At 64.6% G+C, this 25,234-nt stretch carries 18 protein-coding genes, 1 pseudogene and 1 riboswitch; of the genes and pseudogenes, 7 read left to right on the top strand and 12 right to left on the bottom strand.

Features of this window, described 5'->3' with window-relative positions; all coding sequences use genetic code 11:
* The 5 genes and pseudogenes from J7367_RS15180 to J7367_RS15160 form a co-directional block, all read right to left on the bottom strand.
* Positions 1-186: pseudogene (locus J7367_RS15180) on the bottom strand (IS5/IS1182 family transposase); the annotation flags it as partial.
* A gap of 96 nt (positions 187-282) precedes the next feature.
* On the bottom strand, positions 283-897 hold the full coding sequence (hflD, locus tag J7367_RS15175) for a high frequency lysogenization protein HflD (protein ID WP_057659420.1): 615 nt from the start codon (positions 895-897) through the stop codon (positions 283-285).
* Complete coding sequence (mnmA, locus tag J7367_RS15170) at positions 897-2,033, bottom strand: tRNA 2-thiouridine(34) synthase MnmA (RefSeq protein ID WP_057659422.1); 1,137 nt, start codon at positions 2,031-2,033, stop codon at positions 897-899. The genes hflD and mnmA overlap by 1 nt, the downstream gene beginning before the upstream one ends.
* Positions 2,030-2,488: an NUDIX hydrolase gene (locus J7367_RS15165; protein WP_057659425.1), complete on the bottom strand. Its 459-nt coding sequence runs from the start codon at positions 2,486-2,488 to the stop codon at positions 2,030-2,032. The genes mnmA and J7367_RS15165 overlap by 4 nt, the downstream gene beginning before the upstream one ends.
* A complete protein-coding gene (locus J7367_RS15160; RefSeq protein WP_176214977.1) occupies positions 2,485-2,637 on the bottom strand; it encodes a hypothetical protein in 153 nt (50 codons plus the stop codon). The genes J7367_RS15165 and J7367_RS15160 overlap by 4 nt, the downstream gene beginning before the upstream one ends.
* Before the next feature lie 101 nt (positions 2,638-2,738).
* Between J7367_RS15160 and clpS the strand changes: the two genes are divergently transcribed.
* Entirely contained in the window at positions 2,739-3,059 is a 321-nt protein-coding gene (gene clpS, locus J7367_RS15155; protein ID WP_017158321.1) for an ATP-dependent Clp protease adapter ClpS, read from the top strand.
* Between the two features lie 142 nt (positions 3,060-3,201).
* Positions 3,202-5,484 carry an ATP-dependent Clp protease ATP-binding subunit ClpA gene (gene clpA / locus J7367_RS15150; RefSeq protein WP_039569859.1) on the top strand — a complete coding sequence of 761 codons (2,283 nt, stop codon included), beginning with the start codon at positions 3,202-3,204 and terminating at the stop codon, positions 5,482-5,484.
* 284 nt (positions 5,485-5,768) lie between these two features.
* Here the strand turns inward: clpA and infA are convergent, their stop codons facing one another.
* The 4 genes from infA to trxB form a co-directional block, all read right to left on the bottom strand.
* Positions 5,769-5,987: a translation initiation factor IF-1 gene (gene infA / locus J7367_RS15145; protein ID WP_002813418.1), complete on the bottom strand. Its 219-nt coding sequence runs from the start codon at positions 5,985-5,987 to the stop codon at positions 5,769-5,771.
* A gap of 80 nt (positions 5,988-6,067) precedes the next feature.
* Positions 6,068-6,817, bottom strand: a complete 750-nt coding sequence (gene aat, locus J7367_RS15140) for a leucyl/phenylalanyl-tRNA--protein transferase (protein WP_057659427.1) — start codon at positions 6,815-6,817, stop codon at positions 6,068-6,070.
* A 265-nt stretch (positions 6,818-7,082) separates the two neighbouring features.
* Positions 7,083-8,201, bottom strand: a complete 1,119-nt coding sequence (locus J7367_RS15135; RefSeq protein ID WP_057659429.1) for a GNAT family N-acetyltransferase — start codon at positions 8,199-8,201, stop codon at positions 7,083-7,085.
* 57 nt (positions 8,202-8,258) lie between these two features.
* Complete coding sequence (gene trxB, locus J7367_RS15130; RefSeq protein WP_057659430.1) at positions 8,259-9,227, bottom strand: thioredoxin-disulfide reductase; 969 nt, start codon at positions 9,225-9,227, stop codon at positions 8,259-8,261.
* A 283-nt stretch (positions 9,228-9,510) separates the two neighbouring features.
* Between trxB and J7367_RS15125 the strand changes: the two genes are divergently transcribed.
* The 3 genes from J7367_RS15125 to lolA all read left to right on the top strand — a co-directional run bounded on the left by J7367_RS15125 (position 9,511) and on the right by lolA (position 14,683).
* The gene (locus tag J7367_RS15125) at positions 9,511-11,868 is read left to right on the top strand and encodes a DNA translocase FtsK (protein ID WP_003482906.1); all 2,358 of its coding nucleotides are present in this window, start codon (positions 9,511-9,513) and stop codon (positions 11,866-11,868) included.
* Between the two features lie 151 nt (positions 11,869-12,019).
* Entirely contained in the window at positions 12,020-13,978 is a 1,959-nt protein-coding gene (locus tag J7367_RS15120) for a DUF3857 and transglutaminase domain-containing protein (RefSeq protein WP_057659432.1), read from the top strand.
* Between the two features lie 33 nt (positions 13,979-14,011).
* A complete protein-coding gene (gene lolA / locus J7367_RS15115; protein ID WP_057659434.1) occupies positions 14,012-14,683 on the top strand; it encodes an outer membrane lipoprotein chaperone LolA in 672 nt (223 codons plus the stop codon).
* Between the two features lie 120 nt (positions 14,684-14,803).
* Here the strand turns inward: lolA and xopZ are convergent, their stop codons facing one another.
* Positions 14,804-18,970: a XopZ family type III secretion system effector gene (xopZ, locus tag J7367_RS15110; RefSeq protein ID WP_057659435.1), complete on the bottom strand. Its 4,167-nt coding sequence runs from the start codon at positions 18,968-18,970 to the stop codon at positions 14,804-14,806.
* A gap of 236 nt (positions 18,971-19,206) precedes the next feature.
* Here xopZ and J7367_RS15105 point away from each other — a divergent pair, with 236 nt between their 5' ends.
* Together J7367_RS15105 and crcB are read left to right on the top strand one after the other, a co-directional pair.
* Positions 19,207-20,580 carry a replication-associated recombination protein A gene (locus J7367_RS15105; protein ID WP_057659437.1) on the top strand — a complete coding sequence of 458 codons (1,374 nt, stop codon included), beginning with the start codon at positions 19,207-19,209 and terminating at the stop codon, positions 20,578-20,580.
* A 2-nt stretch (positions 20,581-20,582) separates the two neighbouring features.
* Positions 20,583-20,650: riboswitch (Fluoride riboswitch) on the top strand.
* A 109-nt stretch (positions 20,651-20,759) separates the two neighbouring features.
* Positions 20,760-21,161: a fluoride efflux transporter CrcB gene (crcB, locus tag J7367_RS15100; protein ID WP_022559136.1), complete on the top strand. Its 402-nt coding sequence runs from the start codon at positions 20,760-20,762 to the stop codon at positions 21,159-21,161.
* Positions 21,162-21,477: 316 nt separating this feature from the next.
* Here the strand turns inward: crcB and J7367_RS15095 are convergent, their stop codons facing one another.
* Both J7367_RS15095 and J7367_RS15090 read right to left on the bottom strand, forming a co-directional pair.
* Entirely contained in the window at positions 21,478-22,683 is a 1,206-nt protein-coding gene (locus J7367_RS15095; RefSeq protein ID WP_057659439.1) for an acetyl-CoA C-acyltransferase, read from the bottom strand.
* A gap of 164 nt (positions 22,684-22,847) precedes the next feature.
* The gene (locus J7367_RS15090) at positions 22,848-25,220 is read right to left on the bottom strand and encodes a 3-hydroxyacyl-CoA dehydrogenase/enoyl-CoA hydratase family protein (RefSeq protein WP_007963816.1); all 2,373 of its coding nucleotides are present in this window, start codon (positions 25,218-25,220) and stop codon (positions 22,848-22,850) included.
* Between the last annotated feature and the right edge of the window lie 14 nt (positions 25,221-25,234).

Here is a 25,234-nt window from a genome sequence, read left to right as displayed (position 1 = left end):
AATCCGCAACATCGTCGCCAGTGCGTACGGCTGCCGACCTGGCCGCCCCGACACTGGATAGTGCGGCGCGATCAGGGCAAGCAGTTGCTGCCACGGAACAACCTGCTCCATCTCGGCAAGAAAGATCTCGCGCCGGGTCTGCTTACGCTTGCCCAAGCCCTCAGCGTCACCGAACGTCAGCTGCATGGATGAATCCTCTACATAAGGCGATAGTGTCGCGCATCTGCGGTGAGTTGATCAGACCTTCCCTAGCGCGCAGATGTAGGCGGTTTTTCGCGCCCGTTAGCGCAACGCGCGGTCCACCGCTTCGATCATTGCGCGTTTGGCGAACAGGAAATCCCACAGACTGCCGCCCATCTGCCGCCACAGCACCGCCGAGCGCACTGCCGCCAGCAACAGCGCGCGGATCTCCGCGACCACACCCGCCTGGCCCAGGTAGTGCGGGTTGCCTTGCACCATGACCTTGGGCCGCAAGTGGCTGATGGTCTGCGCGTACAGCCCGCCGAGCGCGCTCAACACATCGGGGTGGCTGCTGTCGCCCAGTTTCTGGGCCTGGCGCGCTGCCGCGTCGATTCCGCTGGCGACAGTGGCGACGGTGCTGGCATCGCGTACGAACCGACGCTCCAGCTGCAGCACGGCCAGTCCCAGGCGCGGCAGCACTTCGTCCTGGCCCTGGTTGCGGAAGTAGTTATGCAACAGGCGCAGGCCAGGTGCCAGCGCCGCTGCCGAGCCGTACACGGCCTCCGGCGAGGCAGCGTCCACACGGAACACGCTGTCCATGGCGGTGCGTACCGTCGCCGCTTCCGAATGCCCGGTCTCGGCGATCCGCCGCACTTGTTGCAGGGCCTGAGCAACCCCGGCAAGCGCCAGCACACGGTGATCCATGGAAACACTCATCAAGCCACTACCTCAGAGGAAAAAGAAGATCCCGCCAACTGGCGTTCCAGCGGTGCGTCGGTCGCCGCGATGACCGCGCCGCCCAGGCATTCCTGCCCGTCGTACAGCACCAGCGACTGCCCCGGCGTCACCGCCCGCTGCGGCCGTTCGAAGCGCACCTGCACGCTGCCATCGTCCTGCACATCCACCGTGCAGGGCTCGTCGGGCTGACGGTAGCGCGTCTGCGCAGTGCAGTTGAACCGGCGTGCCGGCGGCGCCCCGGTCACCCAGTGGGCTTGTTCGGACCGGAGCCAACGCGATTGCAGCAGCGGGCTGTCGCGGTCCTGGTCCACGTACAGCACATTGCTGGCCACATCCTTGCCAACTACGTACCACGGCGCGGCCGCCCTCCCGCGCACGCCGCCGATATTCAGCCCCTCGCGCTGGCCCAGGGTGAAGTAGAACACCCCCGGATGCTCGGCGATGCGCTGTCCCTGCGGATCGCGGATCTCGCCGGTGCGCGCCGGCAGATAGCGGCCCAGGAACTCGCGAAAATCGCGCTCGCCGATGAAACAGATGCCAGTGGAATCCTTCTTGGCATGGGTCGGCAAGCCGGCATCCTGGGCGATACGGCGCAACCTGCTTTTTTCCAGATCGCCGATCGGGAACACGGTGGCGGCCAACTGCGTCTGCCCCAGCTGATGCAGGAAATAGCTCTGGTCCTTGCCGCGGTCGGCGCCACGCAGTAGCCGCCATCGCCCACCGCGATGCGCCACCTGCGCGTAGTGGCCGGTGGCGATGCGCTCGGCACCCAGCGCCTGTGCCGCATCCAGAAAATGCTTGAACTTCACTTCGCGATTGCACAACACGTCGGGGTTGGGCGTGCGTCCGGCCGCGTACTCGGCCAGGAAATGCTCGAACACGCCGCTCCAGTATTCGCCGGAGAAGTCGCGAAAATGAAACGGGATGCCCAGCACGCCACACATCGCCACCGCATCGCGACGGTCGTCTTCGGCGCGGCAATCGCCGCTGCCGTCATCGGCCCAGTTCTGCATGAACAGCCCGGCGATTGGTTCGCCTTGCTGCGCCAGCTTCCACGCCGCCACCGACGAATCCACGCCGCCTGACACCCCCACCACAATGCGCGGCGTACTCATGCGATGTGCCGCACCAGGGAGAGTGGATGGCGCTGCCCGGCCAGGTAATCGGCGACCACCTCCCACACCAGCGGGCTGCGCAGGCGCTCGGTGGAGGCGCGCAGTTCGTCCGGTATCATCCACAACGCGCGCACCACGCCGGTGTCCAGACTGCGTTCGGGGTGATGGGTCAGCGCATCGGCAACGAACGCAAAGCGCAAGAAGCACTGCCCGTTGGCCGCAACCCATTGGTAGGTCCCGATGAACTGGGTCAGGCGCACGTCCCAGCCAGTCTCCTCCAGGGTCTCGCGCACGGCCGCATCCTGCAGGCTTTCGTTCGGCTCCAGATGCCCGGCAGGCTGGTTCAGCAGCAAGCGGCCGCCTATGGCTTCTTCCACCTGCAACAAGCGTCCATCGCGCACCACGACTGTGGCCACTGTCACATCGGGATGCCAGCGTTGCTCTGGTGTACTCATCGAATCTGCTCCAGCGCGGTAGGCCACCAGTGCGCCGCTCGTGCGACGTAACCGGCACTGCGGTACCACCCCGGCACGATTGCGCCGTCGTGAACGGTGCGCATCAGGGCATCTGCGGTCGACGACGGCGCCAGCAACTGCGCGGTCATGGGGTCGGTCATCAAGGGCCAGCCAAGGAATTGGAGACAAATTGTGCGGGCCACAGCGTAAATCGTCCAATGCGTGCAAGGTTGAACCGTATAATGGCCGGATGCCTCGGAATACCTCACACGAACACGACCACGGCCTGATGGTCGAAGCCGGCAAGCCGGAAGTGGCGCCACCGCCGCGCTACCAGGTGCTGTTGCTGAACGACGATTACACCCCGATGGACTTCGTGGTGACCGTCCTGGAGCAGTTTTTCAACCTGAATCTGGAGCAGGCCACCCAGATCATGTTGCATGTTCACACCCGCGGGCGTGGCGTGTGCGGGGTCTACAGCCGTGAGGTCGCCGAGTCGAAAGTGGCCCAGGTCAACGAGTTTTCGCGCATGAACCAGCACCCGCTGCTGTGCACGATGGAACAGGCCTGAGGCGCCCGCTAGATCATTCCAGCAGCGCAACAGTGTGGCTGCGATCACGTGCTAACGCTGTCTGAACATGCCTATCCGATAGGGTTGTGGAAAATCCCAACAAAAGCCGCATATTGTTGGCAACAGCCGTTCGGAGTTACCAATGTTCAGCAAAGACCTAGAGCAAACCATCGGCCAGTGCTACAAGCGAGCACGCGAGGCGCGTCATGAGTTCATGACCGTCGAGCACCTGCTGCTCTCGCTGCTGGACAATCCTTCCGCCCAGGCCGTGCTCAAGGCCTGCGGGGCAGACCAGGTGCGCCTGCACAACGACCTGGAACAGGCAATCGAAGCCTCGGTTTCGCGCCTGGCCGAAGACGACGGGCGCGACACGCAGCCCACCCTGGGATTCCAGCGCGTGCTGCAGCGCGCGGTCTACCACGTCCAGTCCTCAGGCAAGAAGGAAGTCACCGGCGCCAACGTGCTGGTCGCGATCTTCGGCGAGAAGGACTCGCACGCGGTGTACTTCCTGAACCAACAGGACATCACCCGCCTCGATATCGTCAATTATCTCTCGCACGGCATCGCCAAGCTGGGCGAGGACGGCGAGCAGCCGTCCGCGCCGGATGGCGAGTCCAAGAGTGAGGGCGGGGAGGGCGAGGCCAAGGGCGACGCCCTGGCCGAGTTCGCCACCAATCTCAACGATCAGGCACGCAACGGGAAGATCGACCCGCTGGTCGGCCGTAGCGACGAGATCGAGCGCACCATCCAGGTCCTGTGCCGCCGGCGCAAGAACAACCCGCTGTACGTAGGCGAGGCTGGCGTGGGCAAGACCGCGATTGCCGAGGGCCTGGCCAAGCGCATCGTCGACAACGACGTGCCGGAAGTGCTGGCCGATGCGGTGATCTACTCGCTGGATCTGGGCGCGCTGGTGGCCGGCACCAAGTACCGCGGCGATTTCGAAAAGCGTCTCAAGGGTGTGCTGGCCGCGTTGAAGAAGGTGCCCAATGCGGTGCTGTTCATCGACGAGATCCACACCATCATCGGTGCCGGCTCGGCATCGGGCGGCACCATGGACGCTTCCAACCTGATCAAGCCCGCGCTGTCGTCGGGCGAGCTGCGCTGCATCGGCTCGACCACGTTCCAGGAATATCGCGGCATTTTCGAGAAGGATCGTGCGCTGGCGCGTCGGTTCCAGAAGATCGATATCGTCGAGCCGACCGTGGGCGAGACGTTCGAGATCCTGCAGGGCCTCAAGCCCAAGTACGAGGCGCATCACGGCGTGACCTACGCCGACGACGCGCTGCAGGCGGCCGTCGACCTATCGGTGAAGCATATCGGCGACCGTTTGCTGCCGGACAAGGCGATCGATGTGATCGACGAGGCCGGTGCGCGGCAGCGTCTGCTGCCGGAAGGCAAGCGCAAGGAACTGATCGATATCGAAGAGATCGAAACCATCGTCGCCAAAATGGCGCGGATTCCGGCCAAGCAAGTCAGCGCAACCGACAAGGATGTGCTGCAGCACCTGGAGCGCAACCTGAAGATGGTGATCTTTGGGCAGAATCCGGCGATCGAAACCCTGGCTGGCTCGATCAAGCTGGCGCGCTCGGGTTTGGCCAATCCGGAAAAGCCGATCGGCAACTTCCTGTTCGCCGGCCCCACCGGTGTCGGCAAGACCGAGGTCACCAAGCAGCTCGCGCTGCAGCTGGGCATCGAGCTGGTGCGTTTCGATATGTCCGAGTACATGGAAGCGCATTCGATCAGCCGTCTCATCGGTGCGCCCCCGGGCTATGTCGGTTTCGATCAGGGTGGCTTGTTGACCGAGAAGATCGTCAAGACACCGCACTGCGTGCTGCTGCTGGACGAGGTGGAGAAGGCGCATCCGGACATCTTCAACATCCTGTTGCAGGTCATGGACCGCGGCATCCTGACCGACACCAATGGGCGCGAGGCCAACTTCAAGAACGTGATCCTGGTGATGACGACCAATGCCGGCGCCACCCAGGCGTCGCGCCGGTCGATCGGTTTCACCAAACAGGATCATTCCACCGATGCGATGGAGTCGATCCGTCGCGGTTTCACGCCCGAGTTCCGCAACCGCCTGGATGCGATCGTGCAGTTCCAGCCGCTGGCGTTCGACCACATCCTGCGGGTGGTGGACAAGTTCATCATCGAGCTGGAAATGCTGTTGCAGGAAAAGCACGTCTCCCTGTCGGCGACCCCGACCGCGCGCGACTGGCTGGCTCAGCACGGCTTCGATCCGCTGATGGGTGCGCGGCCGATGTCGCGGGTGATCCAGGAGAAGATCAAGCGCCCGCTCGCGGACGAACTGCTGTTCGGCAAGTTGGTGGACGGTGGCCGGGTCAACATCGACGTCAAGGACGGCGAACTGGTGGTCGAGGCGCATCCGGAACCGGAGCGTCTGCTGCCCGCGACTGTGGATTGATCGCCATACGATTGTTTTGACAGGTAACGAAAAGCCGCTCGAAAGAGCGGCTTTTTTACGTCCTCAGCGCGCATTGCGATCACGCGCCCTGACGTTGGCCTCCTGGCGGGAATGCCTGATGTTCGACGCGGCAGTGATGCGTTTCTACGCTGCAGGCACGTTGCCGAGCAGCCGGTGCGGAGCAGGGCCGTGCCTCTCGGTCGATGCCTTTTACCGTGCGCTCAAATTGCAGGCACGACAAAAAGCGGCCAATGGCCGCCTCGCGTCTGACGTACCAGGACCGCTTACTTCATGCGGTAGGTAATACGACCCTTGGTCAGGTCGTAGGGAGTCATCTCAACTTTGACTCGGTCGCCGGTCAGGATGCGGATGTAGTTCTTGCGCATACGTCCGGAGATGTGGGCGATGATTTCATGCCCGTTCTCCAGCTTGACCCGGAACGTGGTGTTGGGAAGCGTCTCGCTGACGCTGCCTTCGAATTCAATGGAGTCGTCTTTCGACATGTAATCCTGTGCAATCACGGCTGGCCCGGCAGGGCCGTAAGGGACGGCATTTTACGCGCCATCTCCCCGCGGTGCAAATTTTATGTTAAGCGGGTCTCACACAGGTCGCTGGCGGCATGCTCGCCGTAACGTTGAGACCAACTACCCGGCGGTTCCGTCTGGGCAACCTGGCGTTGCACCTCGTGCAAAAAGTCAGTGCGCTGCCAGCGTTCGGCGCCCAGGCTCAGCAGATGCGGATTTTCCACCTGAGCATCGATCAGTGGCCACCCTCGGCCATGCAGATTGGCGGCCAAGGCGGCCAGCGCCACCTTGGAGCCGCCGCTTTCCCCGCTGAACATGCTTTCGCCGAAAAACATCCGGCCAATCGCGACGCCGTAGATTCCTCCAACCAGGCGCGCGCCGTCGAACACCTCGATCGAATGCGCGTGGCCTAGACGGTGCAGGGCGATATAGGCCTGCTGCATTTCCGCGCTGATCCAGGTGCCGTCCTGGCCAGGACGCGGACTCGCGGCACAGGCGGCGATCACCTGCTCGAAGGCGGTATCGGCGCGAACCGTCCAGGTGCTTGCGCGAAGCTGGCGCTTGAAGCGGGACGACAGGCGCACGCCGTCAGTACGAAAGACCATGCGCGGATCCGGGCTCCACCACAGGATCGGTTGACCGTCCGAGTACCACGGGAAAATGCCATGCGCGTACGCGTTGAGCAGGCGTTGGGGCGACAGGTCGCCGCCGATGGCGAGCAGGCCGTCTGGGTCGCGCAGGGCCTGACCTGCCGCCGGAAACGGCGCCGCCGGAGCGGCATCGAGCAGAAAGGGGAGGTGGCGCGCCATCTATGCAGTGTAGGGCAGCTGGCAAACCGATGGCGTGGACCACGATGCGTGCTGTGCCCCATGGTGAGTCTGCGAGCGCCGCCCGGAATTAGCGCGACCAGGCGCAGGCTCCGGTTCCTCCACACAGTTCGCGTCCACCTGACGACTGCTCATGACATTTGTCGGCCGATCCAGCCTGCGTGCTGCTGGCGGGATGCGCCGCGCAGCAGGAACTACCCCGCAGCGCTGCGCATTCAATCCGCCTCGCTCATGCGCCCTGTCTGGATCAACCGCGAAACGGGCTGTGCTCGGACAGTTCCCGTGCGTGCCCGGCGACTGCCTCGCGCTCGTCGGCACACCACTGTGCCAGCGGCTCGCGAAAGCCCGGGTCGGCGATCCAGTGCCTGCTGCGCACCAGGGTGGGCAGAAAGCCGCGCGCGATCTTGTGCTGGCCTTGGGCACCAGGCTCGAAGCGGGTCAGGCCTTCGCGCAGGCAATACTCGATGCCCTGGTAGTAGCAGGTCTCGAAATGCAGTCCGGGCAGCGCTTCACCGCCCCAGTAGCGGCCGTACAAGGTGTCGTGGCCGCGCAGGCAGAGTGCCCCGGCAATGGGATGGCCATCGAGGTCGGCCAGGAACATCACCAGCTGGCGCGGCATGGCCGTGGCCAGGTGCTGCAGGAACTGCGGCGTCAGCGCGGGCGAATTTCCGTATTCGTTGAAGGTCTTGAGATAGAAGCCATACATCGCGGCCAGATCCGCATCGCTGGCCTCATTGCCGTGCACCACGCGCAATTGCACACCGGCACGCTGCACCTTGGCGCGTTCCTGGCGAATGTTCTTGCGGTGCTTGTGATCCATCGCCGCCAGGAACGTCTCGAAATCGCTCCAGCCGCTGGCGTTGTGCCAGTGGTACTGCAGGTCGTTGCGCTCCAGCCAGTCGGCATCGAAGGCGGCGTCTTCATTGGCGGGATAAAAGTTCACATGCGCTGACGACAGTCCGCTGCGCTCCACCAGCTCGCGCATCGCCTTCAGCAGGTGGCCGCGCCACGTGGGCGCACCAAGCAGGCGCGGGCCGGTGACGGGCGAGTAGGGCACCCCGCACAGCCACTTGGGGAAGTATTCCTGACCATAGCGCGCGTATGCATGCGCCCAGGCGTGGTCGAACACGAACTCGCCGTGCGAGTTGTTCTTGAGGTAGCCGGGAGCCGCGGCCACCAGGGAGTCGCCTTCCCACAAGGTCAGGTGCAGCGGGTTCCAGCCCCAGTCCGGGCGCAGGCAGCCCTCGCGTTCAAGGCCTTGCAGAAATGCGTCGCTGATAAAGGGATGGGTGCCATCGTGCAGCGCATCCCAGGCGCCGGCTGGCAGCTCGTCCAGCTGGCGACACCAGCGTGCGGTCATACCCACGCGGGGAGCCCTTTGGCGATGCTGGCCGCGTGGCGCGGCCGGCAATCAGGCGCCATCTCAGGCGCTCTTGTCGAGATAACGCTCGGCATCCAGCGCGGCCATGCAGCCGAAGCCGGCCGAGGTGATGGCCTGGCGGTAATGCTGGTCGGCCACGTCGCCGGCGGCGAACACGCCGGCCACCGAGGTTTCGGTCGCTGCACCGTTCAGGCCGGAACGGATCTCCAGGTAGCCGTTGTTCATTGCCAGCTGGCCATCGAACAACTGCGTATTGGGGTGATGGCCGATTGCCACGAAGAAACCATGCGCATCGATGTCGCGGGTGCTGCCGTCCTGCGTGGACTTCACCCGCACGCCGGTCACGCCGGCATCGTTGCCCAGCACTTCGTCCACCGCATGGTGCCAGACGGTCTCGATCTTGCCGGCGGCCACCTTGGCGAACAGCTTGTCCTGCATGATCTTTTCTGCGCGCAGCGTATCGCGGCGATGCACCAGGTAGACCTTGCGGGCGATGTTGGACAGGTACAGCGCCTCTTCGACCGCGGTGTTGCCGCCGCCGACCACCACCACGTCCTGGTCCTTGTAGAAGAAGCCGTCGCAAGTGGCGCAGGCGGAAACGCCACGGCCCTTGAAGGCTTCTTCGGTGGGGATGCCAAGGTACTTGGCGGTCGCGCCGGTGGCGATGATGAGTGCGTCGCAGGTGTACTCGGCGCCATCACCGATCAGCCGGAACGGGCGCTGCGATAGGTCTGCCGTGTGGATGTGGTCGAAGATGACCTCGGTCTCGAAACGCTCGGCATGCGCCTGCATGCGGCTCATCAGGTCCGGACCCATCAGGCCATGGGGGTCGCCCGGCCAGTTGTCCACTTCGGTCGTGGTCATCAGCTGGCCGCCTTGTTGCAGCCCGGTGATGACCACCGGCTTGAGATTGGCGCGGGCGGCGTAGACCGCGGCGGTCCAGCCGGCCGGGCCGGAGCCCAGGATCAACAGGCGGGAGTGCTTGGCGGGGCTGGCAGAAGAGGCGCTCATGTATACTCGCGATCTAGGAATTGGGAGGGCAGGCGAAGTCATTCGCGCCCCCGTGGCGGCATAGAGTGGCGGTCCCCACCCGGTGAATCAAGGCGGCGCGATGGAACTGCTTGAACCGCAGATGGCATGGTCCGCTCAAACCACCTGCTCGACGCCGCCTTGTGCGGCGTTTTTCGTTGAGCCGCACCTGGCTGGATGGCCAGGGCGCATGCAACTGCTGAAACCGTGGCTTCAGTCGTTTATTATCAAACACTAACAGCATTTTTCTAAGGTCTGGCTACAGGTGGCAAAGCAGGTTCCCGAACGCAGCAGCAAGCCCGCAGAGGGCAAATCGTCGTCGCGCAAGACGGCGGCGGCGGACAATCCGCGGCGGCAGAAGCTCTGGCGCGATCTGGCCTTGATCGCGGTGGCGCCATTGCTGCTGTATCTGCTGGCCAGCCTGTTCACCTACTCGGCGACCGATCCGGGTTGGTCGCGCACCGGCAATCTGGTCGCGCCCATCCACAACATGGGCGGCCGATTCGGTGCGCTGGCGGCGGATGTGCTGCTGCAGTTGTTCGGGTATGTGGCCTTCCTGCTGCCGGTACTGTTGGGGGCGGTGGCCTGGATCGCCCTGATCGGTGACCGCGAAGAGCAGACCCAAAGCGATCTGGGGCCGGCGCTGCGCCTGGTCGGCATGGTGGGGTTCCTGATTTCGTCGACCGGCTTCCTGCACCTGCGCCTGTTCCAGGGTGAAGTGGCCGAGGCCGGTGGCATCCTGGGTAAATTGGTCGCCGGCTCGCTCAGTTCCGGCTTCGGTGCCTTGGGCGCGAACCTGTTCGTGCTGGTGTTATTGCTGGTCTCGATCACCCTGGCGACCGGCTTGTCGTGGTTTGCGGTGATGGAGCGTATCGGCAAGTGGGTGCTGGCATTGGGGCCGCTGATGCAGCGCAAGACCCATCAGGCCACCGAGTGGCAGCAGACCCGGGTGATGCGCGAAGAACGCGAGGAAGTGCGCAAGGTCGATGCGGTCAAGCAGGCCAAGCGCGAACCGGTGAAGATCGAGCCGCCGCCAGCGCCGGTGGTGGAAAAAAGCGAGCGCGCCAAACGCGACACCCAGATTCCGATGTTCCAGGGCGTCAGCACCGACGGCTCGGACTTGCCGCCGCTGGCGCTGCTGGACGACCCCAAGCCGCAGACCAAGGGCTATTCCGAAGAAACCCTGGAAACGCTGTCGCGGCAGATCGAGTTCAAGCTCAAGGATTTCCGCATCGAGGCGCAGGTGGTCGGGGCCTATCCCGGCCCGGTGATCACCCGTTTCGAGATCGAGCCGGCCCCGGGCATCAAGGTCAGCCAGATCAGCTCGCTGGACAAGGACATCGCCCGCGGGTTGTCGGTGAAATCGGTGCGTGTGGTGGACGTGATCCCTGGCAAGTCGGTGATCGGCCTGGAAATACCCAACGTCAGCCGCGAGATGATCTTCCTCTCCGAGTTGCTGCGCTCCAAGGAGTACGACAAGTCGGCCAGCCCGCTGACGCTTGCCCTGGGCAAGGACATCGCCGGCCGGCCGACCGTGGCCGACCTGGCGCGCATGCCGCACTTGCTGGTTGCCGGTACTACCGGCTCGGGCAAGTCGGTGGCGGTCAATGCGATGGTGTTGAGTCTGCTGTTCAAGGCCTCGCACAAGGAACTGCGGATGCTGATGATCGACCCGAAGATGCTCGAGTTGAGCGTCTACCAGGGCATCCCGCACCTGCTGGCGCCGGTGGTCACCGACATGAAGGAGGCTGCCAACGGCCTGCGCTGGTGCGTGGCCGAGATGGAGCGCCGCTACAAGCTGATGAGCGCGGTGGGCGTGCGCAACCTGGCCGGCTTCAACAAGAAGGTCAAGGACGCCATCGACGCCGGCCAACCGATGATGGACCCGCTGTTCAAGCCGAACCCGGAACTGGGCGAAGCGCCGCGGCCGTTGGAGACGCTGCCGTTCATTGTCATCTTCATCGACGAATTCGCCGACATGATGATGATCGTCGGCAAGAAGGTCGAAGAGCTCATCGCCCGCCTCGCGCAGAAGGCGCGCGCGGCCGGCATCCATCTGATCCTGGCGACGCAGCGGCCGTCGGTGGACGTGATCACCGGCCTGATCAAGGCCAATATCCCGACCCGCGTGGCGTTCCAGGTCAGTTCCAAGATCGACTCGCGCACCATCCTGGATCAGTCTGGCGCCGAAGCGCTGCTGGGCAACGGCGACATGCTGTATCTGCCGCCGGGTACCGCGCTGCCTGATCGCGTGCATGGCGCCTTCGTCAGCGACGAGGAAGTGCATCGCGTGGTCGAGCATCTCAAGGCGAGCGGACCGGTGTCCTATGTCGAAGGCGTGCTGGACGAAGTGCAGACCATGGGCGATGGCACCGTGGTCGGTGCGACCGGCTTGCCGGAAAGCAGCGGCGGTGGCGGCGACGAGTCGGACCCGTTGTACGACGAAGCCTTGCGCATCGTCACCGAGACCCGGCGTGCCTCGATTTCCGGCGTGCAGCGGCGTTTGAAGATCGGCTACAACCGCGCCGCGCGTCTGATCGAAGCGATGGAAGCGGCCGGCGTCGTCAGCCCGCCCGAGCACAATGGCGACCGTACCGTGCTGGCACCGCCGCCGCCCAAGTAAGCGCCGGCGATGTCGTGACGCGTTGCAGGTGCAGCCCTCCGGTTGTGCGCTTGCAGCAATGCCGCATTGTTGGAAGTCCGTGCCTGTCATTGCCGGGCACAACGGCTACCCTGTGGGCAAGGGCCGCTCCGGCCCGCCGTGATCGAGACCCATGTTGCATCGTCCCTCGTTAGTGCTCGTGCTGCTCCTCTGTATTCCGCTGCTTGCCCAGGCACAGCAACGGCCTGCACCCACTGCCAGCGCCGCAACACGTGCGCAGGCCGACACCAATTACAGCTTCGTGCGCTACCGCGCCGACTACGAGGTGCGCGCCGACGCCAGCAGCGTTGAAACCGACGAGTACGAGATCCTGCTCAAGACCAAGTCGGCCGTGGAGCAATTCAGCCAGGTCCGGCTGAGCTATAGCGAAAAGATGGAAACGCTCGATGTGCTGCAGGCGTATACCGTCACAGCCGAAGGGCTGCGCCAGGACGTGGCGGCCGACAAGATCTATACCCAGGAAAGCTATTCCAGCGCCTCGGCAGCGATGTATGCCGACCGCAAGGTGAAAGTGGTGGTGTTCCCGAACCTGGCGCCGGGGGCGCGCATTGTGTACCGCGTGCGGCGGGCACAGAACACGCCGTATTTCCCCGGTTACTTCAGCCTGTGGGAGACCTTCAGCGTGTTCGCGCAGTACGACGATGCCGTGATTACGTTGGTAGCGCCCAAGGGTCTGCCGATGCATCTTTCTGCACGCGGGCTGCAGGGCGGCACCAAGCCGGTGGTGCGCGGCGACCAGGCACGCTGGGAGTGGCGCTACCAGCGCAGCGCACCGATGAAGAACCAGAACTGGAGCGCGGCCACCTGGGAGTTCAGTCCGACCTTGATGGCCAGCACCTTCGATAGCTGGTCGCAGATGGGCCTGGCTTACCACGTCAAAGGCGGGCGCGCCGCGGCGGTGACGCCGGCGATCCAGGCGCTGGCCGATGAAGTCACGCGCGGTATCGATGCGCCGCGCGCGCAGGCTGCCGCGCTGTATGCATGGGTGGCGCGCAATATCCGCTATGTGGCGGTGTATCTGGGCAATGGCGGGCTGGAACCCAACAGCGCAGAGAGCATCCTGGCCAACCATTACGGCGATTGCAAAGACCACACCGTGATTCTGGAGGCCCTGCTTGCGGCCAAGGGGATTGCCAGCACACCGGTGCTGATCGGGGCAGAGGGCGGCCCGACCTTGCCGCAGATCCCGGTGCTGGGCCGCTTCAACCACGCCATCACCTACATTCCCGCATTCGATCTGTACGTGGACTCGACCAACCCCTACGCGCGCTTCGGCCAGTTGCCGGCCGGCGATCTCGGCGCGCCGGTGGTGCATACGCGCGATGGCAAGGTCACGCAGACGCCGCCGAACGACCGCAAGGTCAATCGCTATGTCGCCCGCACCGACTACCGGTTCACGCCGCAGGGCGATCTGCAGGGCATCACCACGCTCGACAGCGGGCAGACCGGCGAAGTGGGCTTGCGCGCGATGTTCGTGCAGCTCAATGCGCAGAATCGCAACCGGATCGAAGAGTCGATCCTTGCCCAGTCCGGTTTCGACGGCACCGGCGATCTGCTGATTCAGGGCGACCCGCTGGATCTGGATGCACCGTTCAACTACCGCTACACCTTCCAGGCCAAGGACGCGGTGGATTTCTCGGTGGTCGGCGGCATGACCTTGCCGGACATGCCCGGGGCCGAGTCAACGCGCGCCATCTACACGACCACCTCGGCCGAAAACAATCTGACCCCGTTTTACTGCAACGACAGCGTGCGCGAAGAAACCTACGTGGTGACCTTTCCCGAGACGGTGCCGATCATCGCCATTCCGCGCAGCAGCACCTTTCGCAATGCCGCCGGCCAATACCAGGTTGAGTGGACACGGCAGGGGCAGAAAGTCACCGCCGTGCATCGCCTGCAGCGCGCCGCCGTGCGCGGGCCACAGGCGTTGTGCCAGCCGCAGGATTACCGCGCGTTTCGCGAGCTCTATCAACAGGTGCGGCGCGGGTTTCGCGGGCAGATCGTCTATGGCGATCTGTCCGGGTTCAGACGGCACGATGAGGCGGGTTGCCGCGCACACGCTGCCCTCTGAACAGGTCGTGCGATAGCGCTCGCCCATTCATCTATGAAGTATCAGAATCTACGCATGCCCTTCTGGAAGACCGCAATGCATCGCCAGCTCCGTTATGCCGTCCTTGCCACTGCTCTGTTCGCCAGCACCGCGTTTGCCGGTGCGCGCCAGGAGCTGGATACCTTCACGCGAGGGTTGAAGGGTCTGGATGGGCAATTCAGTCAGCGCGTGACCGACGCGAATGGCCGGGTCAAGGAAACCTCGAGCGGTCGGGTTGCACTGGCAACGCCGCGCCAGTTCCGTTGGGAATACGCCAAGCCCTACAAGCAGCTGATCGTGGCCGATGGCAAGAAGGTCTGGGTATTCGACCCGGATCTGGGGCAGGTCACCGTGCGCGCACAGGGCAGCGAAGAGCAGAACAGCCCGTTGGTTGCGTTGATCGACCCGGCGCTTCTGGACAAGAAGTACGACGTCAGCGAAGAAGCCGCGCCACGCGACGGCCTGCAGTGGTTGTCGCTGACGCCCAAGGTAGACACCGACGCCAGCTTCCAGATCGCCTCGCTGGGGTTCGGCAGGGAAGGCCTGGCCAGGATGGAAGTGGTGGACGCGGTCGGCCAGCGCACCGCGATCGGCTTCAGCGGCTGGAAGCGCAATCCGGCGTTTGCTGCAGACACCTTCCGCTATACGCCCGCCAAGGGCGTGGACGTGGTGGGCGACGCGCAGTAGAAGCGTCTGCGGGACGCTCGGGATGAAGGCATGGTGCAGCGAGCGGCTGTGCCTGTGAGGGCCGCAGCAGTCGCTGTGGCGCGGCCGAGACGCCCTACACAGGGGACGCTGCCGGCAGCGCTACGGGACTGGCTCGTACGGGATCCATTGACCGACGGTCCGCATCGCCTCCGCTGCCTGGTTGGTCTGGCGTTTGATGAAGAAATCGATGCCACGCTCGCGCTGGCGTTTGCCCTTTTCGCGCAGGATCAGGATGGTCGGTTCCCAGATGCCTGGGTGGCTGATCAGCTCATCGAAGGCGCGATCGGCTTCCGCCGCTTGCGCTTCGCATCCGGCGATCCGCAATAGCTGGGCCTGCGCGCGCAATGCGTCCAGGCGCGGTGCAGCCTCCGCCTGCAGCACCCAGTCCACGATCAGCGAGGCGAACTTGTTGTCTTGCATGTGGAGGCGGACCCGGTCGATGAAGTCCTGTAACTGGCGCTCGGCCACCATATAGAGCCGCCGGTCGTCGACCTTGCCCTGCAGCTTGGAGATTCCGTAGTGGGTCCATAACTGCCAGTTGCGTTTCACCTCGCGTTCGAATGCGGCGAAGTTGAAGAATTCGAAGCCACGATCCGTGCGCACAGGATCGATTTCGTTGTTGAACATCCACAAGGTGGAGAACGTATTGCTGCCGGCCGAGCGTAGTTCCCTGCTATAGCCGAGATCGAGCGTGGCCATGGACAGCCGCGCCACTGGGGTGGGCGGCGCATTGCCGGTGCTTGGGTGCGTCCACTGCTGGGCGACGAGACTGGCCGATGCGCGTCCTGCAATCTCCACCCTGGATTGCGCGCTCGAATCCTTCAGCACCATCGTCATGTAGCCTTCGATCGGTGTCTGCGAACGGGAGGTTTCCCGCCGTGCTTTTAAGCCGAGCGATGCCCCCAGGGTGGCGCGGCGCGGTCGGCCGTCCATGTTTCCCACACGCACGCCGGCAGCGACGCTGAGGCTGGATTCGGTGGCCGAAGCGTTGCGCTCGGCATGGCCGATCAAGCCGACGGTGATGCTGGGGTGGTGCGCCAGCAGCTCCCCCAGAAAGTCGCGCTCGGTGAACCGGCCTGCATCGCCGCCGGACTGCTCGGCGAGCTGCAGCAAGTGTTCAAACATGGCCAGAAATTGCGCGCGCTGCTCCAGCTCCTGGCCCTTGCCCCGCCGTGGTACGCGGATCTGCACGCCGTGCTCGATGCCCGACTCCTTTTTCATGCGCCACTCGGCTGCGCCCGTGATGCCCACCGGTGCGCGTTCGGTGCCGGGTAGCAGCACGCCCGCGCTAATGCCGGTACTGGCGTTGAACTGCCGCGCCTTCTGCCGCCCGATCTGCAGCGACAGCCCGGTCCGCCCCATGTAAATCTCTACCGAGCGATCGGAACTGGTCTGACCGCCCGCGGAGAGTTTCAGTCCCAGGCCGCTGGGAATGATCGCAAGCGCAGCCGACAGCGGCGTCGTGTTGAGTCCGATCACACGTTGTTCGGTGAGACGCAGCTTGTCGCGCCATTCCAGCCGTTCCATCAGGTTGCGCAGGCATTGGAATAGCGCGCGTGGCGACTTGACGCGGGAGGTGTCGCCCTCATGCAGAAAGCGACTGGCATGACCAACGGCCTGGTGAAAGTGGTTGCGCGCGACCGACGCCCGTTCTTCATCCAAGGGCGCTGCACCGACCGGCAGGTCGCTCGGCTGTCCGGCGTGGTCGAGCAGGCCGCGTTGGATCAGACGCAGCGTTTCCGGCAGACGCATGTGGCCCGCGCGTAATGCAGCCCAGGCGGACGCGACCGCCGGATGGCACGCCGCCGGCTGCAGATCGTCGGCCTCCTTCACGGAGGCAGCCACCGAGTGCTGAAGCTCCTGGGCACGCCGTTCGATCGTACCCAGCGCCTTCGCAGTGAAGGTCAGGTCGGTCGCGTTCTGCTCGTGTGGGAGCCATTGCGCGTATTCCAATAGCGCCTGCATTGCCAGTTCGTCCTGCGATGGCATTCGTCCGCCCGCCAGTTGGATCTGGCGGCGCGCGACGAGCCAACGGGTCAAGTGGCCGGCCGCCTCTCGGAAAGCGTCGTTGGCACGCCGCTCAGCGGTAGGAAGCGCTTCGGAGGCGCCGACCTTCATTCCCAACGCAAGGGCGTTGAAGGGATTGAGGGCGCGCTTGCCGCGCCGTCCGCTGCCTGCTACCGCCCATTGCGCAAACATCTGCAGGCATGCGTTGACGCGCGCATAGGGTGAACCTGCTGCGGTGGTTTCGTAGCCGTTGCGGAACGCATGAAAGGCGCCGCGCTGGGCATCGGTTGCAGACTGCAGGCCCTGCAGCGGCGAGTCTCCATGCACGGCATAGCGCGCTCCCATTTGCGCATCGCCCAGCCAGGTGCGTTCAGCCTGTTCTGCGTCCGGCGTCAGTGCGAGCCGGTGGCTGGCACGCAGGTGGACCTGCGCTGCCTCCAGCCATTCCCTGGAGGGGGGCGTGGGTTCTTCGCGCAGCATGTGCGAAAGAACCTGCATGCCGCGCGGGACGCTGGCCAACAGGCCGACGCAGGCGGTGACCGTCTCCATCGGCTGGACCGCCTCGGCAGCGACGCAGACCTGGGGCGACGGGATCAGCTCACGCAAGCGCACCACGCCCAGGCGTCGCAGCACGTTGGCCGCTGCCGTCGCATCGCCCTCGCTGGCGATCGCCAAGGCCTGCAGGGCGATGCGCAACGCGTCGACCGGCTGCAAGGCGTCGGTCCCGAACGCAGCGCTGCGGCCATGCAGACCGTCAGCCCAGGCGCGTAGAACCTGTCGACTCACGAGGTCGATGGTTTCCTCGCGAAAGCCGGGTAGGGCCTCGAGCAGTGCCTCCATGGTGTCGGCGACGATATCGGCAGCGACGGGCCGGGCCTCTTCGGCCGGCGGATGTGCGGCTGCATGTTCCACCACGCGTTGCATGTCGCCGTTCGCTGCTTCCAGCGCGCTGACCGTCTGTTCGTGCTGCCACAACTCCTCGGTGTTGATTCGCGACGAATGCCGCGCCTGCTGCAGTTTCGCGTCGACCTGGGCGAGGCGCTCCTGTAGGCGCCGCGCATTTCGCTGACAGCGCTCGGCATGCGTGCGTTGCAGGGTCAGCATGTTCTCGTCGCGTGCCAGCCGTGCGCGCAGTGGCTCGATTTCCCGGTTCCGCTCTGCAGCAAGGTGCGAGCCGAGCGTGCGAGGCGCCAGCCTGTTGGCAGAGCTGCTCGCTTGATCTGACTGCAACGCATCGCGCGCTTGCGCATACGCGCTCCGCAATTGATCGATCTCCGCGTTGGCATCCGCAAGTGCTTGCTCTGCTTGTGCTGCCTGCGCCGAGCCGCGGCCGAAAAAGACCGCTTTGGCCAGCGTATCGCCGCGCGCACGCGCCTGCTGCACCGCGTGTTCGAGCCGAGTGCAGGTGCGCTGCAGCTGTAAGCGATCGACGCCCTGCTGCGCGTTGGCCGAGGATGAGCCGGCGTGCGCTGCGACAGCACGCGACGGCTGATCGCCCGGTAGCGCGTTCAATGCAGCGCGCGCGGAGAGAATGTCCGACTCGAGATCGTGGATTGCGGCCGCCACCGCATCAGTTTGCAGATGACATCCCTGCAGCTGTTGCAGCAGTTCGGCGCGTTCGCGCGTCAGCACGTGGATGCTGTCGCTGAGGTTGGCGGCGCGCCGGGCTCTCAAGGCCAACTGCTCGCGTGCAGCCTGTAGCGTTTGTGCATGCGCGTAGATCAGTTCGTCCTGGCGACGCCGAGAGATGCGTGCGGCCAAGTCGAGGTTGGATTGCTCCAGGCGGGCGATCAGCGCCTCGTTGAGATCCTGGGTGGCGTTGGACAGCAGCGGGGGTGCTCGCAGATCACGTGCGGGATCGGCGTTACGATCCGATGGACCGGCTAGTCTGTCCTGCTCGCACTGCAACGAGGAGTAGCGCAGCAGCGCCGTATGTGGTTTTGGCGAACCGCTACTGATGCCCAATCGCTCTGCGGCCTTCCTGCAGGGCCGCGGGAGAGCATGTTTGCGCTTGGGGGGGGCCTTCAATCCGGGCTCCAAGACGCTTGGCTGTCTCGCTTGCTCAAGCAGCGTCGCGGACCAACCCAGCGGATCGTCCTGGGCCTGGATCAGTTCCGCCTCGAACGCGCATGGGTCCGGAGTCGCCAATTTGTTGTGCGTCTGCCGCTTCGCCGAAGGTCTGGATGGATGCGAGATGGTCTCGGCCATCCCGGGAAGGCAAGCGGTGATGACAGAGGGGCGAAGCGGAATGCGGGGCATGATGAAATCCGTACGCTGACGTGCCGCTTGCGCTGGCGCAGCTCGCGGCCGATGCGGGTGCAGGCAAGCGATGACATGCGATCACTCGTTACTGAGTAACAGTATTGCGCTGCGCATTCGATGCGGTGCACCTGCGCGAAGTGGTCGCTTGGAAAGAGAACGTCGGCGTCGCTGCCAGCGATGGTCGAACACTGCGTTGTGGAGCGTCCATCAGGCGCAGGCGGTAGAATGAAGGGGTGAGCAAAGCCAAACGTCCCGACTCGATCACACCCGATCTGCTGCATGTCGATCGCAGCGCCATGGGGCCCCTGGCAGAGCGGATGCGGCCGCGCACGCTTGACGAGATGGTGGGGCAGAAGCGCTTGCTGGCTCCCGACAGCGCCTTGCGGCGCGCGGTCGAATCCGGGCGCGTGCACTCGATGATCCTGTGGGGCCCGCCGGGATGCGGCAAGACCACATTGGCCTTGTTGCTGGCGCACTACGCAGACGCCGAATTCAAGGCGATCTCGGCCGTGCTGTCCGGCCTGCCGGACGTGCGGCAGGTGCTGGCAGAGGCGGCGCAGCGTTTTGCCGGTGGCCGCCGCACCGTGTTGTTCGTCGATGAGGTGCATCGCTTCAACAAGGCGCAGCAGGATGCGTTCTTGCCGCATATCGAACGCGGCACGATTCTGTTCGTCGGTGCGACCACTGAAAATCCATCCTTCGAGTTGAACTCAGCGTTGTTGTCGCGCTGCCGCGTGCATGTGCTGGAAGGCGTGTCGCCGCAGGACATCGTCGCGGCCTTGCAGCGTGCCTTGCGCGATGCCGAGCGCGGCTTGGGGACCGAGACGATCCAGGTCAGCGAAGCATCGCTGCTGGAAATCGCCAGCGCCGCCGACGGCGATGTGCGTCGGGCCCTGACGCTGTTGGAAATTGCTGCGGAACTGGCGGCAGGCGAGGGTGGCGAAATTACGCCGCAGACGTTGCTTCAGGTGCTGGCCGACCGTACGCGCCGCTTCGACAAGAACGGCGAGCAGTTCTACGACCAGATTTCGGCGCTGCATAAGTCCGTGCGCAGCTCCAACCCGGATGCAGCGCTGTACTGGCTGACGCGCATGCTCGATGGCGGGTGCGACCCGGCGTATCTGGCGCGTCGCTTGACCCGCATGGCGATCGAGGACATTGGCCTGGCCGATCCGCGCGCGCAGAGCATGGCGCTGGAAGCCTGGGACATCTTCGAGCGCCTCGGCAGCCCGGAAGGCGAGTTGGCATTCGCACAGCTGGTGCTGTATCTGGCCAGCACTGCCAAATCCAACGCCGGCTATGCTGCCTTCAATCAGGCCAAGGCCGAAGTGCGCGCCACCGGCACGCAGGAGGTGCCGCTGCATCTACGCAACGCACCGACCAAGCTGATGAAGACGCTGGGTTACGGCCAGGATTACCAGTACGACCATGATGCCGAGGGCGGTATCGCGCTGGATCAGACCGGCTTCCCGGATGCGATGGGCGAGCGCGTGTACTACAACCCGGTGCCGCGCGGGATGGAGATCAAGCTGAAGGAAAAGCTCGATCGGCTGCGCGAGGCGCGCGCGCAGGCACGGGCTGACAAGGCCGGCAAGCCCGCGGCATAATCGGCCGCACAGGAGATGGCATTCCTCCTCGAACCGCCCGCACCCGCGCGCTGATGATGCCTGCCCACCCTCGCCGGGGCGGCAGGTCTGTGCCCCGGCATCGCTCTTGACTCAGGAAGGATGACGCCGATGTCGCGCATTATTTTTTCGAAAGCACGCTCCGGTCACGAGGTGTGCGCATGAACGCACCGATGTGGTGGCAACAGCTGTTGCTGGCCATGACCGGTGGTGCACTGGGATCCGGTTTGCGTTTTGCGATCGGTGCCTCGTTGATCCAACGCTTCGGTACCGTCTTCCCGTGGGGAACGCTGACGGTGAACCTGCTCGGGTCGTTCGTTGCCGGCGTGTTGCTGGTCTGGCTGGATGCACGCGGGCCATCGAGCTGGCCGCTGCGGGCCTTGTTGATCGTTGGGGTGATCGGTGGGCTGACCACGTTTTCGTCGCTGATGATGGAGTGCCTGGTATTCGCGCGCACCGACCGCTCGACGATGATCGGCATCTATCTGGCGGTGACCTTGCTGGCTGGACTGGCGCTGGTCTTCGCAGGTGCGCGGACCGGTCAATGGCTGGTGACGCGCTGAGCGCGGCCGCCTGGTCGCGCTCAGCGGCGCGCCCATTGCCGTATCTACATCGCCAGCTTCAATCGCCGCGGCGAGATGATCGATGCATCAGAATGCAACGCATCGCGTTTCGGTGGGCACGCGGGGGGATATGCGTTGGATCGCCTCGCCGGAACGTTGGCGAGATCGCGTTGACCGGCAGAGCAAAGGGCGTACTTGCGCACGCCCTTTGGTGACAGCATGGAGATTTGATCGCTAAACCTGATCTCCGTAGGTCGATGACACCTATGGAACACCAGATCGACCCCGGAAGGCCGACCCGGCGCTCCAGCGCGCCTCACAGCGCTTCGATGATGCCCGCAGCGCCCATGCCGGTCCCGATGCACATGGTGACCATGCCGTACTTCTGCTGACGACGGCGCAGGCCATGCACCAGCGTGGCGGCACGGATCGCGCCGGTGGCGCCCAGCGGATGGCCAAGGGCGATTGCGCCGCCCAGTGGGTTGACCTTGGACGGATCCAGCTCGCTGTCGCGGATGACCGCCAACGCCTGCGCCGCGAAAGCTTCGTTGAGCTCGATCCAGTCCAGCTGGTCCTTGGTCAGGCCGGCCTGCTTGAGCGCCTTGGGAATGGCGGCGATCGGTCCGATACCCATGACTTCCGGGCGCACGCCAGCGACCGAGAAGCTGACAAAGCGGGCCAGCGGAGTGAGGCCGTAATCCTTGATCGCCTGCTCGGAGGCCAGCAGCACCGCGCCGGCGCCATCGCTCATCTGCGACGAATTGCCGGCGGTGACGCTGCCGCCGAACTGGCCGTTGCGAAACACCGGGCGCAGCTTGGCCAGGCCCTCGAGCGAGCTGTCCGGACGCGGACCTTCGTCGGTGTCGACCAGGCGCTTGCGCAGGGCGATCACATTGCCGGCCAGGTCGGGCTGATGCGAGTGGATTTCGTACGGGCTGATTTCGTCGCGGAACTCGCCGGCCGCAATCGCCGCGATCGCTCTCTGGTGCGAGGCCAGCGCGAACGCATCCTGGTCTTCGCGCGACACCTTCCACTCTTCGGCGACCTTCTCGGCAGTGATGCCCATGCCGTACGCAATGGCCACATGGTCGTCGGCGAACACGCTTGGCGACATCGCCACCTTGTTGCCCATCATCGGCACCATCGACATCGACTCGGTGCCGCCGGCCAGCATCAGGTCGGCATTGCCCAGACGGATCTGGTCGGCCGCCATGGCGATGGCCTGGATGCCGGACGAACAGAAGCGGTTGATGGTCTGACCGGCCACCGAATTGGGCAGGCCCGCCAGCAGCACGCCAATGCGCGCCACGTTCATGCCTTGCTCGCCTTCGGGCATGGCGCAGCCGATGATGGCGTCGTCGATGCGCGAGGTATCGATGCCTGGCGCCTGCGCGACCACTGCGCGCAGCACGTGCGCCAGCATGTCGTCGGGACGGGTATTACGGAACACGCCCTTCGGCGCCTTGCCCACCGGCGTACGCGTGGCGGCGACGATGTAGGCTTCCTGGATCTGCTTGCTCATTTGGCTTTCTCCGAAAGCCGGGATTGGGGATTCGGGATTGAGGATTCGTCGAAGCGGATCCCGGTGCCCGAATGTTTCCTGCCCGGCGGATGAATTTGTTTGAAGCGAGAAGCGTCAAGAGTGGGGATCCGCTGTTACGAATCCCCAATCCCGAATCCCAAATCTCAGTTCCTCAACGGCTTGCCCGTCTTCAACATGTGCCCAATCCGGGCCTGGGTCTTTTCCTGCTGGGCCAGTTCGACAAAGTGCTTGCGCTCCAGCTTGAGCAGCCATTCTTCATCGACCAGCGCGCCGCGATCGACTTCGCCACCGCACACCACCGTGGCGATGCGGCTGGCGATTTCGTAGTCGTATTCGCTGATGAAGCGGCCTTCCAGCATGTTGACCAGCAGCATCTTGAAGGTGGCGATGCCGACGTCACCGGCAACCTGGATGTGGCGTGCCGGCAGCGGGGCGCGGTAGCCGCCCTCGGCCAGTGCGCGCGCTTCGGCCTTGGCGATGTGCAGGCTCTCGTAGCTGTTGAACACCACTTTGTCGGTGGCGCGCAGCAGGCCCAGTTCCTTGGCATTGACCGCCGAGTTGGAGACCTTGGCCATTGCCACGGTTTCGAAGGTCTTTTTCAGCTCGGCAAACACGTCGCCGCCCGGGCCTGCGGCGATCGACGCACGTACCGCGATTTCCTTCAGGCCGCCGCCGGCCGGCAGCAGGCCGACGCCAGCTTCGACCAGGCCGATATAGCTCTCCAGCGAGGCCACCGTCTTGGCGCTGTGCATCTGGAACTCGCAACCGCCGCCCAGTGCCAAGCCGCGCACGGCCGAGATCACCGGCACCTGCGCGTACTTGATGCGCTGGCTGGTGGCCTGGAAATTGGCGACCAATGCTTCGAAGGCATCGACCTTGCCAGCCTGCAGCAGGCCGAGCGCGCCGGCCAGGTCGGCGCCGGCGGAGAAGGGCTCCTTCTGCTGCCAGATCACCAGGCCGGCGAAGTCCTTCTCGGCGCGGCCAACGACTTCCTGCAAGCCATTGAGCACGTGGTCGGAGACGGTGTTCATCTTGGTCTTGAAGCTGACCACCGCGATGTCGTCGCCGTCATGCCACATGCGCACGCCGTCGTTCTCGAACACGGTTTCGCCGGGCGAGAACTGCTCGCCCAGCAACGGATCGGGGAAGCGTTGGCGCTTGTACACCGGCAGCGCCGAGCGCGGCAGCTTGGCGTCGCGCGCCGGGCTATACGAGCCTTCGGCGCCATGCACGCCATCGCGACCGTCGAACACCCAGTTCGGCAACGGTGCGCTGCTCATGCTCTTGCCGTTGGAAATGTCTTCGGCGATCCACTGCGCCACCTGCTTCCAGCCCGCTGCCTGCCAGGTCTCGAACGGGCCCAGCGACCAACCGTAGCCCCAGCGAATCGCCAGATCCACATCGCGTGCGGTCTCGGCGATATCGGCCAGATGGAAGGCGCTGTAGTGGAACAGGTCGCGGAACGTCGCCCACAGGAACTGCGCCTGCGGATGCTCGCTTTCGCGCAGCTTGGCGAACTTCTCGGCCGGATTCTTGATCTTGAGGATCTCGACCACTTCCGGTGCGGCACTGCGATCGGCGGCGCGGTAATCCTGCTTGTGCAGGTCCAGCACCACGATGTCCTTGCCGACCTTGCGGAAGATGCCGGCCCCGACCTTCTGGCCCAGCGCGCCCTTGGCGATCAGCGCCTCCAGCCACTTCGGCGAGGTGAAATACTGATGCCACGGGTCGTCCGGCAAGGTGTCGCCCATGGTCTTGATGACGTGCGCCATGGTGTCCAGGCCGACCACATCGGAGGTGCGATAGGTGGCCGACTTGGGACGGCCGACCAGCGGGCCGGTCAGCGCATCGACTTCGTCAAAGCCCAGGCCGAATTCCTGCGTGTGATGGATGGTGGACAGGATCGAGAACACGCCGATGCGGTTGCCGATGAAGTTCGGCGTGTCCTTGGCATACACCACGCCCTTGCCGAGCGTGGTCACCAGGAAGGCTTCCAGGCCTTCGAGCACGGCCTTGTCGGTGCCCTTGGCCGGAATCAACTCGGCCAGGTGCATGTAGCGCGGCGGGTTGAAGAAGTGCACGCCGCAAAAGCGGTGGCGCAGCTGCTCGGGCAACACATCCGACAGCTTGTTGATGCCCAGGCCGGAGGTATTGGATGCCAGCACTGCATGCTCAGAGACGAACGGGGCGATCTTCTTGTACAGGTCCTGCTTCCAGTCCATGCGTTCGGCGATCGCTTCGATGATCAGATCGCAGTCGCGCAGTTGCTCCAGCCCGCTCTCATAGTTGGCTGGCGTGATCGCCTCGGCCAGCGCCTTGCTGGCGAGCGGGGCAGGGCTCAGCTTGCCGAGATTGGCGATCGCCTTGAGTACGATGCCGTCGGCCGGGCCTTCCTTGGCAGGCAGGTCGAACAGCACGGTGTCGACACCGGCATTGGTGAGGTGGGCGGCGATCTGCGCGCCCATGACGCCGGCACCGAGCACGGCGGCGCGACGGACTAGCAACGGGTTGGACATAGCGATAGGCCTCT

Origin of the sequence: Xanthomonas sp. D-36-1 (genome assembly GCF_017746155.1) — a bacterium.
GTDB classification, from domain to species: Bacteria; Pseudomonadota; Gammaproteobacteria; order Xanthomonadales; family Xanthomonadaceae; genus Xanthomonas; species Xanthomonas cissicola.
The sequence above is the reverse complement of the archived record's forward strand: the minus strand, read 5'-3'. Positions and strand labels throughout refer to the sequence as shown.